Annotated in this window: 19 protein-coding genes; 16 read left to right on the top strand and 3 right to left on the bottom strand. The window is 70.4% G+C overall.

Annotated elements, in window-relative coordinates; genetic code table 11:
• The 15 genes from ACFY2B_RS30850 to ACFY2B_RS30780 all read left to right on the top strand — a co-directional run.
• On the top strand, positions 1–401 hold a 401-nt coding region (locus ACFY2B_RS30850), incomplete at its 5' end, for a Pycsar system effector family protein (RefSeq protein WP_390766347.1).
• A gap of 14 nt (positions 402–415) precedes the next feature.
• Positions 416–670, top strand: a complete 255-nt coding sequence (locus ACFY2B_RS30845; RefSeq protein WP_390766346.1) for a DUF6303 family protein — start codon at positions 416–418, stop codon at positions 668–670.
• Complete coding sequence (locus tag ACFY2B_RS30840; RefSeq protein WP_390766345.1) at positions 667–1,338, top strand: GGDEF domain-containing protein; 672 nt, start codon at positions 667–669, stop codon at positions 1,336–1,338. The genes ACFY2B_RS30845 and ACFY2B_RS30840 overlap by 4 nt, the downstream gene beginning before the upstream one ends.
• The gene (locus ACFY2B_RS30835) at positions 1,335–2,453 is read left to right on the top strand and encodes a conjugal transfer protein (protein WP_390766344.1); all 1,119 of its coding nucleotides are present in this window, start codon (positions 1,335–1,337) and stop codon (positions 2,451–2,453) included. Before ACFY2B_RS30840 ends, ACFY2B_RS30835 begins: the two co-directional genes overlap by 4 nt.
• Entirely contained in the window at positions 2,453–2,800 is a 348-nt protein-coding gene (locus tag ACFY2B_RS30830; protein ID WP_390766343.1) for an RRQRL motif-containing zinc-binding protein, read from the top strand. Before ACFY2B_RS30835 ends, ACFY2B_RS30830 begins: the two co-directional genes overlap by 1 nt.
• Positions 2,801–2,802: 2 nt before the next feature.
• Positions 2,803–3,120 carry a hypothetical protein gene (locus ACFY2B_RS30825; protein WP_390766342.1) on the top strand — a complete coding sequence of 106 codons (318 nt, stop codon included), beginning with the start codon at positions 2,803–2,805 and terminating at the stop codon, positions 3,118–3,120.
• The gene (locus ACFY2B_RS30820; RefSeq protein ID WP_390766354.1) at positions 3,117–3,293 is read left to right on the top strand and encodes a pRL2-8; all 177 of its coding nucleotides are present in this window, start codon (positions 3,117–3,119) and stop codon (positions 3,291–3,293) included. Before ACFY2B_RS30825 ends, ACFY2B_RS30820 begins: the two co-directional genes overlap by 4 nt.
• A 183-nt stretch (positions 3,294–3,476) precedes the next feature.
• Positions 3,477–3,716, top strand: coding sequence for a hypothetical protein (locus tag ACFY2B_RS30815; RefSeq protein ID WP_390766341.1), 240 nt, complete (start codon positions 3,477–3,479; stop codon positions 3,714–3,716).
• Between the two features lie 97 nt (positions 3,717–3,813).
• On the top strand, positions 3,814–5,943 hold the full coding sequence (locus ACFY2B_RS30810; RefSeq protein ID WP_390766340.1) for an ATP-binding protein: 2,130 nt from the start codon (positions 3,814–3,816) through the stop codon (positions 5,941–5,943).
• A 203-nt stretch (positions 5,944–6,146) separates the two neighbouring features.
• Positions 6,147–6,452: a hypothetical protein gene (locus ACFY2B_RS30805; protein WP_390766339.1), complete on the top strand. Its 306-nt coding sequence runs from the start codon at positions 6,147–6,149 to the stop codon at positions 6,450–6,452.
• 16 nt (positions 6,453–6,468) lie between these two features.
• Positions 6,469–6,774, top strand: a complete 306-nt coding sequence (locus ACFY2B_RS30800) for a hypothetical protein (protein WP_390766338.1) — start codon at positions 6,469–6,471, stop codon at positions 6,772–6,774.
• Positions 6,775–6,863: 89 nt separating this feature from the next.
• The gene (locus tag ACFY2B_RS30795) at positions 6,864–7,769 is read left to right on the top strand and encodes a bifunctional DNA primase/polymerase (protein ID WP_390766337.1); all 906 of its coding nucleotides are present in this window, start codon (positions 6,864–6,866) and stop codon (positions 7,767–7,769) included.
• A gap of 349 nt (positions 7,770–8,118) precedes the next feature.
• Entirely contained in the window at positions 8,119–9,264 is a 1,146-nt protein-coding gene (locus tag ACFY2B_RS30790; protein WP_390766336.1) for a DUF3631 domain-containing protein, read from the top strand.
• A gap of 241 nt (positions 9,265–9,505) precedes the next feature.
• Complete coding sequence (locus tag ACFY2B_RS30785; protein WP_390766335.1) at positions 9,506–9,694, top strand: helix-turn-helix domain-containing protein; 189 nt, start codon at positions 9,506–9,508, stop codon at positions 9,692–9,694.
• A 63-nt stretch (positions 9,695–9,757) separates the two neighbouring features.
• Positions 9,758–10,993, top strand: coding sequence for a tyrosine-type recombinase/integrase (locus tag ACFY2B_RS30780; RefSeq protein ID WP_390766334.1), 1,236 nt, complete (start codon positions 9,758–9,760; stop codon positions 10,991–10,993).
• A 408-nt stretch (positions 10,994–11,401) separates the two neighbouring features.
• Here ACFY2B_RS30780 and ACFY2B_RS30775 read toward each other — a convergent pair whose 3' ends face one another.
• On the bottom strand, positions 11,402–11,986 hold the full coding sequence (locus ACFY2B_RS30775; protein WP_390766333.1) for a hypothetical protein: 585 nt from the start codon (positions 11,984–11,986) through the stop codon (positions 11,402–11,404).
• 154 nt (positions 11,987–12,140) lie between these two features.
• Between ACFY2B_RS30775 and ACFY2B_RS30770 the strand changes: the two genes are divergently transcribed.
• Positions 12,141–12,758: a TetR/AcrR family transcriptional regulator gene (locus ACFY2B_RS30770; protein WP_390766332.1), complete on the top strand. Its 618-nt coding sequence runs from the start codon at positions 12,141–12,143 to the stop codon at positions 12,756–12,758.
• Between the two features lie 244 nt (positions 12,759–13,002).
• On the opposite strand, the gene ACFY2B_RS30765 is transcribed toward ACFY2B_RS30770, so the two are convergent.
• Together ACFY2B_RS30765 and ACFY2B_RS30760 are read right to left on the bottom strand one after the other, a co-directional pair.
• Positions 13,003–13,782: an SDR family NAD(P)-dependent oxidoreductase gene (locus ACFY2B_RS30765; protein WP_390766331.1), complete on the bottom strand. Its 780-nt coding sequence runs from the start codon at positions 13,780–13,782 to the stop codon at positions 13,003–13,005.
• An 86-nt stretch (positions 13,783–13,868) separates the two neighbouring features.
• Positions 13,869–14,450 (bottom strand): TetR/AcrR family transcriptional regulator, encoded by a 582-nt coding sequence (locus ACFY2B_RS30760; RefSeq protein ID WP_390766330.1) that lies wholly within the window; start codon positions 14,448–14,450, stop codon positions 13,869–13,871.
• Between the last annotated feature and the right edge of the window lie 2 nt (positions 14,451–14,452).

Raw genomic sequence — 14,452 nt, 5'->3', positions numbered from 1 at the left:
CGGAGATCGCGCGGACGGACAACAAGGTCGCGCTGTTGCTGGCGTTCGTCGGTGCGGTGCTGGCCGGTGCCTGGACGGTCGGCCGTGAACTGCCCTTGAACTGGCCCGCCGCGATCGTCGGTGGTGTGGGCGTGGCGCTGCTGGTCGCCGCGGCTGAGAGGCTGCTGCGCTCAGTCATGCCGAACCTGCGGGGCCGTCACGGTTTCCCGCTGTGGGCCACCCTGACCCCTGAGGAGATCACCGACACCGTCTCGGGTGACCTGGCCGCGGACATTGCCGGGCTGTCCCGGCTGGCCGTCGCCAAGTTCACCTGCCTGCGCCGCGCCGTCCAGCTCATCCGCGCGGGCGGGGCCCTGCTCGTCCTCGCCGCCCTGCTCACCGTCTTCGGGGGTGCGGCGTGAAGTGCAGCGCCCGTATGACCAACAGCTTCATCGGCGAGTGGGAACTGTACGTCGTCACCGACGGCACGACGCTGGAATGGCCCGAGCATTCCTTCGAGCGGACCGCGCCCGTGCCCACTGTGCAGGAGCGGGCAGACGCGCTCGCTCTGCTCGGCTACGCCGTCCCGGACGGTGCTGTCTGGGAGTGGCAGGAGATCCCCGACGGCGCCATGGACCGCGTGGAACTGCTGGCGTCGGTCGATGTCCGGCCGATGGGCGGTGCGGCATGAACGGCCTGCTGGCGATCGTGTCTGCTGCGGGGCCGGTGGCGGCCGGGTGGGGTGTCCACGGGGTGTGGATGCGCCGCCGGTTGTCGGCGGCGCGGCGTGATCCGCTGTCGGGGCTGTGGACCCGTGCCCCGTTCTACCGGCGTGCGGCCCGGGTGCTGGCCCGCCGCCCGCTCACCGCGGTGATCCTGGCCGACCTGGACGGCTTCAAAGCCCTCAATGACACGTTCGGGCATGCCGCCGGGGATGCTTCGATCCGTGCCACGGCCGCAAGCCTCACCGACGCCCTGAACGGGATTCCGGGGGCGGTCGCGGCCCGGCTGGGTGGGGATGAGTTCGCCGCGGTCGTGCCCCTGCCTGACCCGTTCACGCTGCCGTGGCTGCTGAACGGCCTGCACGACGAGATCACCGCGCCGTTCCGCCACGGCGGACGTGACCTGACGGTCGGCGTGTCCATCGGCGCGGCCCTCTCTGACGACCTGACGCCCGCCGTCGGTGCGGACACGTTGGCGGTGCTGTTGCGGCTGGCGGACGAAGCCATGTACGCGGCCAAGCGCGCCGGGGGCGGCTGGAACTACCCCGCCGCGGGGGCTCCCGCGGCGGGTACGACGGCAGGGCGGCGCACGGGACGGTCCGGCACCCACACCACGCAGAGGAAGGACGCGGCATGAACCAGCGAACATCCCTGACGAAGACGCAGATCAGTGTCCTGACGGCTGCGTTCGTGCCCATGCTGGCCACCGGCGTGTTCGGCGGTATCGGCACCTACAGCAACATCGGGCATGCCTACGGCAAGGGCACCGCGCTCGGGGCGCTGGCCGCTGGTGAGGGTGCCACGGCCGTTCTCGCCCTGGTCCTGCTCGGGCTGACCATGCTGGGACAGTCCTCCCCGCGCATCGTGCGCTCGGGTCTGTGGGCCCTGCCTGCCGGTGCTGCTGTTATGGGGGCCATGGCCGCGCCCGACACCGGCCGGATGGTGATCTACGCACTGACCCCGATGGGTATGTCGGTGTCGGCGGAGGGCATGGCGTTCCTCGCCCGGCGGATCGTCGTCCACACCGACGGCCGCGATGCGGAGAACGAGCGGCGTACTGCCGATCTGGTGCAGGCACTCGCCTACCACCGCGCCCGTGCCGCCCATCACCCGGCCGACTGGGTCAGGAAGCGGTCGGACCGCGTGTCGTGGCGTCTGGCCCGCAAGGTCGGGGTCGGGGATACGGCGCTGGGATCGAGGCTGCTGGATGTCCAGCGCGATCGGGTCACCGCCGGAGCGGATGCCGCGCTCGCGTCGATGTTCGGCGGCACCGGACCAGCACCCACCCCGATCCCGAATGTGGAGGAATCGACTGAGACCAGTCGAGAACGGTCTATGGCTGACCTGCCGGAATCGACCCCCGCCACGGTCACCCTGACCCGCCTCACCGTGCCCGATCCGCTGCCCTTCGATCTGGGCAAGTCGGACACGATCGGGAAGCCGACTCCGGCGGTTGCACCGGCGGTGAAGCCGGTCCCGATCGAGGCAGCGCCCGCCGCACCCGCCGGGTCGGTTCCCGCAGAGTCGGCCCGGCAGCGCCGGGTGACAGGTCGGGTTCCGGCGTCGGCGAAGTCGCCCCGCACCCGCCGCACCCCGGAGCAGTTGCTGACCGAGGCGCGCAAGGCGACGGAGGGTTGGCCGGACGGGCAGATCACGGCGGAGGGCATCCGCCGGGAGCTGCACACCTCCCCGGCCAACGCCCGCATCCTGCGTGACGCGCTGCTCGCCGAACGCGCGGCCAAGGCCGCGTGATGGCCGCGCTGCCGGTCTTCCGGTGGCGCCTGGCGCCGGACGGATACGCCACCCGCCGCCAACTGCGGGCGCGCGGTCTGCGGCCCGGTGGTCAGGGGGTGGCCGCTCAGCTTGAGCGGCCACGCCGCCGCCGTGGGCCGCTGGTCGCCTACCTGTACCGCATCGACCGGGCCAAGCCCGTACGGCCGATGACCCCCGCCAAATGGGCGGCGCTGGAGCGGGCCAACACCGCCCGCCGCACCTGCCCGCGGTGCTGCCGGGATGCGGGCTACGTCATCCCTCCCTCGCTCGGCACGTGCGTGCCGTGCGCCTACCCCGACCCGCACACCTCTGAAGGGACTGCCTGACCGTGGGGAACTCCGAGATACGCCGTCTGGACCGCGAGATCGCCAAGACGGCCAGGAAGCTGGAAGCCGTCCGTCAGGGCGAGTGGTGGCCGCTGACCGGCCGCGAGCGGCGGGACATGGCCCGCGCGATGGTCGGCGGCGCCCGCAGCATCCACCAGGGCCGCGACACCGGCCGTGCCGAGGACCGGATGGACACCATCGGTTCCGCTGCCGAGACCCGCCTGACGGCGGAACTGGGCGCCCTCCACGGCGAGCGGCAGCGTCTCATCACCGAGCAGGCTCGCGACAAGGCCACCAAGAAGTCCTCGGGGTGGTGGTGACCGTGGACGCGCAGGACACGCCGCCGGGCGAGTGCCCGCAGTGCTGGCAGCACGCCCACGACCGGCGCGCACACCGCCACCTGAAGCCCCGTGAGGACTGCCCGCAGTGCGTGGACCACATGCGCAACGGCTGCCCCTACCTCGTGCCCAAGAAGAAGTCGAGTTGGTGGTGAGCACGCCATGACCTGGCTTGAGATCATCTGCCACATCCTCGTGCCCGCGGTGAACGGCTGGCTCGCGGTGTGGCCCGGTATCACCCGTATCCCCTGGGCACCGGGTGACGAGGGGGACGAGTGACCGACTCCCGTTGTCCGGCCGCGCATCCGGAAGACCCGACGCCCTGTGACGGTCCGGTCGTGGTGACCGTGCTCGACGCGGTCAACGCGGGGGCTGACGGGTGCGAGCACCACGGCGCCCGCTTACTGGCCTCACTCGACCGGGGCCGCGTCTACGCCCTCCCCGACGCGCCGTCCGGGGCCGCGATCCGCACCTTCACGGCCGCCGCCACTCTGCGCCCGTTCTGCTGGCTGGATGGCCCGCGTACCGGGCCGACGCAGCTCAGCGACATCGCACACCGCGCCCGACACAGCCGCTGACCTGCACCGAGGTGGCCGCTCCTGCCACGGACCCGGCCACCCTGGCACTCTTCCTCAACTCCCGCCCCGGCACGGGGCAGTCAGGAGCACTCCCAGCATGACCGGGAACGTCGTTCACCTCCACAAGCCCACCGACCCGCCCACCGGCGCCAACGCCCCGACCGTCCTCACCCTCGTCCCCGACCCCCCGGCCGCCCCGCTGGTACCCCTGTGGGTGCGCTCCGGCCGCGCCATCAAGGCCACCGCCACCAACGAGACCACCAAGACCGTGGTGCGGGCGGTTGCCCGGCACGGCCTGTACACGCTCAACGGGGGCCGGATCGTGGCCCGCCGTACCTGGGACGGCCGCACCGGAGCCCGCTACGAACGCATGATCCGCGCCGCCGAAGCCGCCGGGAACCTCGAAGTGGCCCAGGAGTGGGAGGAACGCCTCCAGCGCTTCAAGCAGGCCCGCCACCGCCGCCGCATGGACCTCCTGCACTCCCCGGCCGAAGCCGCCAAAGGCGTCGCCATCGGCACCGGTCTGGGTGCCGGGGTCCTGGTCGCACTCGGGGTCATCATGGCCCTCAACACCAAACACCCCGCCGACGTCATCACCCCACTCGCGGCCACAATCGAGTTCATCGCGACTCTGATCAGGATCGTTCAGGTGGTGTGGGGCCCGGCAGTCACGATCGGCCCGTTCCTCGCCCTGCTCGCCCTGTGGGCCGTCGGCAGCAAACAGCAAGCCGCACCCCAATGGGCTCTACCGGCCAACGTGCGGTCGGGCGAGGGGGAGCCGATCACCCCGTCCATCGTGGTCAAGGCCCTGCGCGACCTCGGAGTGCCCGCGCTGCGCAATGCCATCAAGGAGATGGGCGACGCGGGTGCCGCGATGCTCGGGCCGATCCGGATCGCCGGATGCGGCGTGGAAGTCGACGTCACCCTTCCCTCCGGCGTCTCCACGATCGAGGTACAGAACCGGCGCCGGAAGCTGGCGGAGAATCTGACCCGGCATGAGCACGAGGTGTTCATCACGATCCCCGAAGCCGCCCGCACCGTCAGGTTGTGGATCGCGGACTCGGGGGCGCTGGATGAGCCGATCGGCCCGTCGCCGCTGGTCACCGACGAGACGATGACCGCCGACTACGCCAAGGGCCGCGCGCCGTGGGGGCAGGACCTGCGCGGCGACGCTGCCGCGTTGAGCGTGTATCAGCGCCACCTGCTCATCACCGGCCTGTCCAACCAGGGCAAGACCGCCGCGCTGCGTGCTCTCGCCTTGTGGGTGGCGCTGGACCGGTCGGTCGAGTTCTGGATGGGCGACCTGAAGGGCGTGGGCGACTGGGCCATGTTCGACGGGCTGGCCACCAAGCTGATCCAGGGTCCGACCGACGAGCACGTCATCCAGGTCACGGAGATGCTGGAAGACGCCGTGGAGGAGATGAACCGCCGCCTGATGGCGCCGACCGGGAGCGAGTTCCCGGCGCTGATCGTCGTCGTGGACGAAGCGCAGGTGGCGTTCATGTGCCCGGTCAAGGACGAGGACAAGCGGCCGTACGGCGGGTCGTCCTCGACGTCCCGGTACTTCATGGCCGCCCGGAAGATCCACAACCAGGGGCGTGCGGTGAACGTGCTGCTGTGGCAGGGCACTCAGGACCCCACGGACCAGAACCTTCCCAAGCTGGTCCGCGAGGGCGCCCACACCCGCGCGTCGCTCGCTCTCGGTACCGAGTCGCAGGCCGTCATGGCTCTGGGAGAGAAGGCCGTCAACGGTGGTGCCGCCCCGCACCTGCTGCGCCCCGGTCTGGACAAGGGAACTCTGGTCGTCGCTTCGGACGGGATCGAGATCCCCAAGGGACAGTCGTCCGTCACGGTGCGCACGCACTACATCAGCACCGACGAAGCGACCGTGATCGCCGACCGTGCCAAGGCCGTGCGGGACGGCGTGACCACCCTGACCGTGATCGAGCGGGGCGAGGACCGCGACCCGCTGGCGGACATCGCGTCCGTGGTCGGTACCGCGGCACGGGTGCTGACCGCCGACGTGCTCAAGCGGCTCGCGGTGCTGAACGAGGACGCCTACGGCAAGTGGTCGTTCCTCGACCTCAAGCGCGTCCTGGACGGCACCGGCGCCGAGCCGTACAAGTCCGACGGGCGGATGGTCGTCGGCCGTGACCGCCTCGCCCGCGCCCTCATCAACCGCGACGGCGACAGCAACGGCGAGGGTTCCGCTTCCGCCGACGGATGACAGGGAGCCGACCCCCGGCGGGCCAGGGAGGCAGGGAGAACTCCCTGACCCCCTCCCTGACCCGCCTCCCTGTCCCTGACCTGCACGAATGATCGTTCAGGGAGGCAGGGAGGCACGCAGGTCAGCACCCGAAAACCCCCTCCCAGAGCCTCCCGCAAGGGGGTGCCCCCGCCTCCCTGAACCGACACCGGAAGGGATTCCGCATGCATCGTGACCCGCCGGGGATCATCGCCCCGCACATCCCCGCCGACGCCTACCGCCGCGCCGAAGCCACCGGCCAGCCGGTCGTCATCGTCGTCCACACCACCGACCCCGTCGGCCGCCCGCTGGGGCAGTACCTGTACCCGCTCGCCGTCGCCAGCGCGGGCGCCGTCGGTGTGTTCGCTACCGTCGCCGCGTTCCTCGCGCTGCTCGACTTCGCCGTTCACACCGCTGTCCAGATCGCTGCCGCAACCGGCCCGATCAGCGTCGGCGGGATCAGCCTCAAGCTCTTCGGCTCCAAGCGCTGACTGGAGATCCCCGCCCATGAACCCCCGCCCCCTGCCCCGACTCCGCATCCACGTCCACGGCTGGTCACGCCGCGTACTGATCCTGACCGACACCCCCGACCCCCACTGCGGGAAGTGCGGGGGAGACGGCGGCTTCGAGCACGACTACGGCGACCACACCGGCGAATACGCCGGTACCGAATGGGAGCCCTGCACCTGCTGGAACGAAAACCGCCGCTGGACCCTGCTGACCCTCCCGCGCAAGCCCCGGTGGCTGCGCCGCCACGACACCAGCCGCGACCCGTGGGGCCCCGGCGGCTACAGCGACGAACCGCCCTTCTAACTGCGCCAAGGGCGGACCCTCCATCTCGCCAAAGAACGCGGGTCCGCCCTTGCCAGCCAGCACCCATCACGGAACTGGAGACCTCCAGCATGACCCATGACCCCCGTTCCGCGCTGCTGTCGGCAGCGCTGGAAGCCGCCGCACGCGGCTGGCACGTCTTCCCCCTCCGCCCCGGCACCAAGCGCCCTGCCCTCCACGGCACGGCCGCGTGCCCCGGCACCGGCCCGTGCGCGAGCGGACACCGCAAGTGGGAGCAGCGCGCCACCACCAACCCCGACCGCATCCGCGCCGCATGGACACGGGCCCCGTACAACGTCGGGGTCGCGACCGGCCCCTCCGGACTGCTGGTCATCGACCTCGACAAGCCCAAGGACAACAGCAGTATGGACGCGCCTTGCGGCGCGGCGACCTTCAAGGCGCTCTGCGAGCGCTCCGGGCACGCCGTCCCCGACACCTACCGGGTGCGGACCGCGAGCAGCGGTAGGCACCTGTACTTCACCGCCCCGGACGGCGCCCGGCTGACCAACACCGCCGGAACCGTCGGGGAGTTGGTCGACACCCGCGGGTGGGGCGGGTACGTCGTCGCCGCGGGCAGCACCACTCCCACCGGACCCTACGAGGCCCTGTGCGGCTCTGTGGCTGTCTCTCTGCCCGGCTGGCTCCAAAGCATCCTGCAACCCGCCCCCAGAACGTCTCAGGCGCCCTCAACGGCCACCCTGGGGCAATCTCGCCGATATGCGGATGTAGCACTCGCCAGTGAGGCGCGGAACGTCGCGTCGGCTCAACCCGGCGGCAGGGAAGCTGCGTTGTTTCGGGCCGCGCGCGCCCTGGGACGGTTCGTCGCGTGGGGCGACCTCCCCCGGCACGTGGTGGAACAGGCTCTTCAGGAGGGGGGCGAGGCGGCCGGACTGTCGGCGTCCGAGTGCCGCTCCACCCTCCGCAGCGCCCTCAACTGGTCCATCGCCCACAACCAGCGCCGCCGGGAGATGGCATGAACCCCCGCTCCCATCCCCCTCTGAAGAGCGTCCACGCCGCCACGACGGACCCGCGCGCCGCCGGACCGGCCGTGCCTCCGGCGGCCGTGGGCGAGCCGACAGGCGCCGCCCGCAAGGGCGTCCGAACTGCTGTTAGTCCTGACCCGCAGGCCGGTGACGGCAGGTACCCCGTCTCGTGGCTGCACATCCGCGCCCCGCGCGGCGCCACCCCCACCGCCACATCCACGTGCCTGTGTGGCCGGGATCGAAGCGCCGTCGGCCACAAGCGCGTGCTGGCCCTGATCGCCGACCACGAAGCTCACCGGAACGCCTGCCCGCTCCGCAACCCCCAGGAAGGAAGGGCCGCCGCATGACCCCCACCATCGACGGGGCCGCGCTGCTCGACGAGGTGGAAGCCTTCCACCGCCGCTTCAACGTCTTCCCCACCGAAGCCGCCTACGTCGCCGTCGCCCTGTGGGACGCCCACGCCCACCTGCTCGACTGCTTCGACTCCACGCCCCGTCTTGCGTTCCTGTCCCCGGAACCGGGGTCGGGCAAGTCGCGTGCGATGGAAGTCGTCGAAACCCTCGTACCGGCGCCGATGACGGCGGTCAACGCATCCGCTGCTGCCCTGTTCCGGTCCGTGTCCAACCCCAGCGGGCGGCCCACGATCCTGTTCGACGAAATCGACACGATCTTTGGTCCCAAGGCAGGCGACAACGAGGAACTGCGCGGATTCCTGAACGCTGGGCACCGCCGGACCGGGGTCACCTACCGGTGCATCGGCGACGGCGGCAACCAGACCGTTCAGGCATTCCCCTCGTACTGCGCCGTCGCGGTCGCCGGACTCGGCAACCTGCCCGACACGATCATGACCCGTTCCGTCATCATCCGCATGCGACGCAGAGCCCGCAACGAGAAGGTGGAAGCCTTCCGGGCCCGCATCCATGAGGCAGAGGGGCACAAGCTCCGTGACCGCCTCGCCCAGTGGGCCGAAGCCGCCCGGGGGTTCGTCCTGGGAGCGTGGCCGGAGATGCCCGACGGCGTCACCGACCGGCCCGCCGACGTGTGGGAGCCCCTGCTCGCCATCGCCGATGCGGTCGGCGGGGACTGGCCGCAGCGGGCCCGTACCGCGTGCGTGACGCTGGTGACCGCCTCCAAGGCCAACGACAAGGGCAGCCTGGGAGTCCGGCTGCTGACCGACCTGCGCGACCACGTCATGGTCGGCATCGACCGCCTGCCGACCGTCGCCATCCTGGACCGGCTCAACGCTCTCGACGACGCCCCGTGGGCCGACCTGAGCGGCAAGCCGCTCGACAACCGGCGCCTGTCGAAGATGCTCGCTGAGTACATGACGGCCGACAACGAGCCCATCGCATCCCGCAACATCAAGACCGCCGGAAGCGTCCTCAAGGGCTACTACGCGGCCGATCTGCACGACGCATGGGCCCGCTACTGCCCCCCACCCCCGGAAAGTCCGCTACCTCCGCTACCCGGCACGGAAAACGCGGTCTGACCAGCAACAACGGGGTAGCGGCAAGCGCCACCGCGAGCCGCTACCCCACCGCTACCCATCCGCTACCGCTACCCCATCCCGCTACCTCCAACAGGGCTCTGACCTGCACGGTAGCGGTGGTAGCGGAAGTAGCGGCCCTCAGAGGGGCCCGTGGGGCCCCGCTCTGAAATCCGCGCCTCGAAAACAGCCTGGAACGCCGGGGCGGGACTCGCTCTCACCCCTTCCCCACAGGAAGGACGTCATGAAGAGGTACCTGACGACTGCGGAAGTCGCCGAGCGCTACCGCACTTCGCCCTCAACCGTCCGCTACTGGCGCTACGCCGACACCGGCCCGCAGTGCTTCATACGGCGCGGTCGACACGTTCTATACGACGCCGAAGCGCTCGACAAGTACGACGCCGAGGAGATCGGAGGCCGGTGCGCAGCATGACCCGAAACAGCAACGACTCCCACCTCATGGCCGACTCGGCTCGCTCTGAGGGGAGGGGCACCGATGGCTGACGTGTACGACCGTTGGCACCTCTCCCGACCGCCGACCGATGCTAAGCCGTGCGAGGCGCACAGCAGCAAGACCCAGACGGTGTATCCCAGCGCCGATCACGGCACAGGGAAACGCTGGCAGGTGCGCTACCGGGACTTGTCCGGCAAGCAGTGCAAGGAGAACTTCGAGAAGAAGACTGCTGCGGACTCCCGTGCGGCCAAGGTGACGACTGAACTCGACGACGGCACCTTTGTGAACCGGGAGTTGGGCAAGCAGAAGTTCAGGACCATCGCGGAACGCTGGCAGGAGACGGCCGTACACCGCGAGCGGACCGGGACGAACGTAGAGCGGGCCCTACGGCTGCACATCTACCCGACGTTCGGCAATCGGGAGATCGGCCGGATTCAGCGGGCAGACGGACAGAGGTGGATCAAAGAGCGGTCGACGGTCATCGCTCCGTCGACCTTCGCAACGCCCTGGAACGTCTGCACCAGCATTCTGAAGATGGCCCACCAGGAAGGGATCATCCCGAAGTACCCATGGGAGGGACTGAAGCCGCCGGAGGTCTTCTATCCGGAGATCCACCCGCTTCAGCCGGAAGCGGTGAAGGCGCTCATCGTGACCGCGTCTCCCCGATACCGCGCCCTGGTGAGGCAAGCCGCATCGACCGGCCTACGGCAAGGTGAGCTGTTCGGGCTGGAGGACGGAGACCCTGCCGAGACTGTGACGGTCAAACAGCAGTTGATCGGTCCCGACAAGGGGGTGCCGTACCTCGGGGAACCCAAGACTAGGCAGAGCTATCGGGCTGTTCCTCAAGGCCGTTCGGTCGTGGACGAGATCGCACGCCACCGTGAGAAGTTCCCGCCGCAGCTCGTGTACATCGAGGATCGGACGAACCCCAGGAAGCCCGTATGGCGCCATGCTCGGTTGCTGTACACCAGCGAGACCGGCGGAGCGATCCGGCGGGGGAGCTGGGCGAAGGTGTGGGCCCGGAATGTCAAGCGGGCCAACACCCACCTGACGAAGTCAGGCAGCAAGGTCCGTGTCCCCGAGGACACGACGCTTCACGATCTGCGCCACTTCTACGCCTCAGTGCTGATCAAAAACGGGGCGACGCCGAAGCAGGTACAGAAGAGGCTCGGTCACGCTAAGCCATCGATCACGCTGAACGTCTACACCCATCTGTGGGAGGCGGAGGACGACCGGACCGCCGACATGATGGAGGCGGCACTGAACGATGTGCCCTGAGAGTGCCCTGTGAGGGGCGGCAGACCCCGAATCCCCTGTTCAGGGGGTTGGTCTTGCACCCTGTGCGGGGGTGCCGCCCCTTGGTGCGGGAACACGCGCATTCCGCCGAGCCGGAGGTGGTTGCCGGCGGAGCCGCGTACGGGGCGGCGAACGGCTCAGGCGCAGGCGTGGACGGTGCGGGTGCCGAGGTGTCCGGCCTGCGGGGCGTCCACCACGCCGGCGCCGGCCGAGGTGAAGCCGGCCCGGCGCAGATGGCCGTTCCCACACCGCGCTTGCAGTTGTACCGGTGGGTGGGCATCGCCTTCCCCGCGAAACCGCCCACACCGACCGGGCCGGCGCCGATGATCACCGCATCGAATGTCTCGTGGGTCTCGGACATGTCGAACGCGGGTTCTCGGGCCGGGTGGGTCATCGGTCCGCCCTCGCCGCGTTGCGGTGCAGGCGGATCGCCGAGATCAGGAAGAAGATGCCGCCGAGCGTGGCGTACCCGCTGAGGCTGACCAGCGACGCCTTCGCGCCCGAAGCCATCGCGATGAAGCTGGAGCCGGCGAGGACGGAGATTCCGCCGCTGAGGATCATCGCCCACTGGCCGCCGAGCCGGTACCGCTGGATCGCGACGATCAACTGGACGATGCCCGCGGTGATCGCCCAGGCTCCCCACACCCGCAGGGCGTCCGGGATCCCGGAGCCGACGGCGACGGCCAGCCCGATCGCGGTGAGCAGGCTCAGCGCCATGTTGACGTAGAGCGGCACGCTCCGCCTCGCGACGCCCGACGACCGGAAGTCGTACACGGCGGCGGCGAGGTCGAAGAGCGGATAGACCACCAGCAGGGTGACGCTGAGCGGGTTCAGCGTCGACGCACTGCCGGCGAGCAGGCCCGCCCAGATGACGGCGAAGCCGAATCGGACGAGGTACAGGTTTCGCAGCGCTGCTGTGCTGCCGTCGGTCGCGGGCAGGGCGATGAGCTCGTCGGCTTCGGTGGGATGCGACATCGGACTCCTCTTTCTCACTCACGTGGAGCAGGTGGACAGACCGATCGGTCTCGTCGGGTCTCGCCGACTCTGCTGGAGGTGATGGGAAATGTCAAGACCGACCGTTCTATCTGCTAGTCTCGTGGCGACAGGCGACGAATTTGCGGAGGATCGGATGTCCGAGGCGCGGGCGCGACTGCTCAGTACGGCGAGCCGGCTGTTCTACGCCGAAGGTCTTCATTCCGTCGGGATCGACCGCATCATCGCCACGGCCGGGGTCACTCGGGCGACGCTGTACCGGCACTTCCCCAGCAAGGACGACCTCGTCGTCGCGTACCTGACGCAAGGCGACGAGGCGATCCGCTCACGCGTGCGTGCCGCACGGACCGAGGGCGCATCCACCGACGACGTGATCAGGGCTGTTGCCGCGGCGATCGCCGACGACATCCAGAGCCCCGGCTTCCGCGGCTGCGCCTTCCTCAACGCCGCCGCCGAGTACCCCGACCCGGCCCATCCGGTCCACCAGGCCGTCATCAGGCACCGCGCGTGGTTCCTGGCCGCGATCGTCGAACTCTTCTCCGAAACGGGGAAGCCCGACCCGGAACCCGCCGCCCGGCACTTCGTCATGCTGCGCGACGGGGCCATGTCCGCCGGCTGCCTGGCCGACCCCGCGCTCGTCTGCGAGACGTTCCTGCGGGGGATTGAAGGACTCCTCACCTACCGCAGTCGTGACCGCCGGATGCCTGAGCCGGAGAACGGACGCGACGTGGGCCGGCCTTCCGGGATCCGCTGACCCGCTCGGCGACGTGATCCGACGGGACGTGATCCGACGGGACGTAATCCGACGGCCGGTGGCTTCGGCAACGATCAGGGGAGCCGGCCGGAGCGGTCGCCGCCCGAGCGCGGAAAATGTCCGCGTGTGACCGGTGACGTGTACCGGTGATGCCACGTGGTCGCGAGGATCGGTCACCAGCAGCCCGACCACGGCCGGGTCCGGGGCCGGTGCGGCCCCGGACGCGCCGCTCACACGAAGACGCTCACAGCGACCCCCCGCTGTCCACCACCAGGTCCGAGCCGACCATCGATGCCGCCTCGGGTGAGGCCAGGTAGAGCACGGCGCTGGCGATCTCGTCGGTGGCGGAGATGCGGCCGAGCGGCAGTGTGGCCTTCGCTCGCTCGGTGCGGGCGGCCTCCGTCTCGCCGGGCCGCAGGGACATCGGGGTGTCGCTGGCGCCGGGGCTGACCACGTTGATCCGTACGCCGTCGCGGATGTGGTCGAGGGCGGCGCCGCGGCTGAGCGCGGTCACCGCGGCCTTGGTGGCGGCGTAGGCGGCGGCGCCGGGGGAGGTGGCGTGCAGGCCGAGGTTGGAGGAGACGTTGACGATCGCTCCGCCGGCCGGCTGCCGCCGCATGTGCTGGATCTGGGCCCGCATCGCCAGGTAGACGCCGGTGACGTTGATCTCCAGCTGGGTGTGCCAGTCGGCCTCCGGGAGGTCGGCGAGCGGCTGCCCGCCCCGGAAGACACCCGCGTTGTTGACCGCCACGTCCAGTGAGCCGTAGCGCTCCGCCGCCGTGGCGGCCAGTGCCTCGGCGTCCGCGGCGAGCGTGACGTCACCGGTCGCGGCGAACGCCTCGCCGCCCCGCTCCGCGATCAGCCGGACGGTCTCGTCCAGGGGTTCCCGCCGGCGTCCGGCGACGACGACCCGGGCGCCCTCCGTCGCGAACGCGAGGGCCGTCGCGCGTCCGATGCCGGAGCCGGCTCCGGTGACGAGGGCCGTGCGGCCGGCGAAACGGGTCCGTGCGGCGGCAGTGGTCATGATCTCCCCTTTATTTGACCGTTCGGTTCAGTATGGTGGCAGGGAAAAGGAGCCCGAGGTCCGGGCTCCGGGCTCGGTCGGGCGGTTCAGTCCAGCAGTGTCAGTGCCTGCTCGGCCGCGTCCCGCACGCGGGTCGGGTCGGGCGACGCCTTCCCGGTGACCCGCAGGCCCTGCATCAGCACCAGCAGCATGCGGGCCAGCGCCCGCGGATCGCGCTCCGCGGGCAGTTCGCCCTGCGCCCGCGCCCGGGTCAGTGCCGAGTGCAGCAAGGTCTCCAGGTAGTCCCACCGCTGTTCGACGCGGCGGGCCGCGGCCGGGTCGTGCGGGGCCAGTTCGGCGGCCGTGTTGGTGACGAGGCAGCCGCACAGCCGCAGTTCCTCCGCCGACTCGGCGGCGAACCGCCGTACGGTGGCGCGGACGGCGGGCAGCGCCGGGCCGGGCTGGGACAGCTCCCGCAGCAGCAGGGCGTCGCGGTTCTCGCAGTACCGGTCGAACGCCTTCAGGTACAGCTCGTGCTTGCTGCCGAAGGTCGCGTAGATGCTGGCCCGTCCGATGCCCAGGTGTGTCACCAGGTCCGCCATGGACGTCGCCTCGTAGCCGCGCCGCCAGAAGAGTTCCATGGCTGCCTGGAGGGCGGTGTCCGGATCGAATTCCTTGGTCCTCGCCACGT

The organism is Streptomyces sp. NPDC001270, assembly GCF_042896695.1.
Lineage (GTDB): Bacteria > Actinomycetota > Actinomycetes > Streptomycetales > Streptomycetaceae > Streptomyces.
This window is presented reverse-complemented; position numbering and strand designations above follow the sequence as displayed.

Bases quoted from the DNA above. Each gene is read 5' to 3' on its own strand.
- ACFY2B_RS30785 (WP_390766335.1), top strand. From the start codon at position 9,506: ATGAAGAGGTACCTGACGACTGCGGAAGTCGCCGAGCGCTACCGCACT.
- ACFY2B_RS30800 (WP_390766338.1), top strand. From the start codon at position 6,469: ATGAACCCCCGCCCCCTGCCCCGACTCCGCATCCACGTCCACGGCTGG.
- ACFY2B_RS30780 (WP_390766334.1), top strand. From the start codon at position 9,758: ATGGCTGACGTGTACGACCGTTGGCACCTCTCCCGACCGCCGACCGAT.
- ACFY2B_RS30805 (WP_390766339.1), top strand. From the start codon at position 6,147: ATGCATCGTGACCCGCCGGGGATCATCGCCCCGCACATCCCCGCCGAC.
- ACFY2B_RS30775 (WP_390766333.1), bottom strand. From the start codon at position 11,986: ATGTCGCATCCCACCGAAGCCGACGAGCTCATCGCCCTGCCCGCGACC.
- ACFY2B_RS30790 (WP_390766336.1), top strand. From the start codon at position 8,119: ATGACCCCCACCATCGACGGGGCCGCGCTGCTCGACGAGGTGGAAGCC.
- ACFY2B_RS30765 (WP_390766331.1), bottom strand. From the start codon at position 13,782: ATGACCACTGCCGCCGCACGGACCCGTTTCGCCGGCCGCACGGCCCTC.
- ACFY2B_RS30810 (WP_390766340.1), top strand. From the start codon at position 3,814: ATGACCGGGAACGTCGTTCACCTCCACAAGCCCACCGACCCGCCCACC.
- ACFY2B_RS30840 (WP_390766345.1), top strand. From the start codon at position 667: ATGAACGGCCTGCTGGCGATCGTGTCTGCTGCGGGGCCGGTGGCGGCC.
- ACFY2B_RS30795 (WP_390766337.1), top strand. From the start codon at position 6,864: ATGACCCATGACCCCCGTTCCGCGCTGCTGTCGGCAGCGCTGGAAGCC.
- ACFY2B_RS30845 (WP_390766346.1), top strand. From the start codon at position 416: ATGACCAACAGCTTCATCGGCGAGTGGGAACTGTACGTCGTCACCGAC.
- ACFY2B_RS30835 (WP_390766344.1), top strand. From the start codon at position 1,335: ATGAACCAGCGAACATCCCTGACGAAGACGCAGATCAGTGTCCTGACG.
- ACFY2B_RS30830 (WP_390766343.1), top strand. From the start codon at position 2,453: ATGGCCGCGCTGCCGGTCTTCCGGTGGCGCCTGGCGCCGGACGGATAC.
- ACFY2B_RS30770 (WP_390766332.1), top strand. From the start codon at position 12,141: ATGTCCGAGGCGCGGGCGCGACTGCTCAGTACGGCGAGCCGGCTGTTC.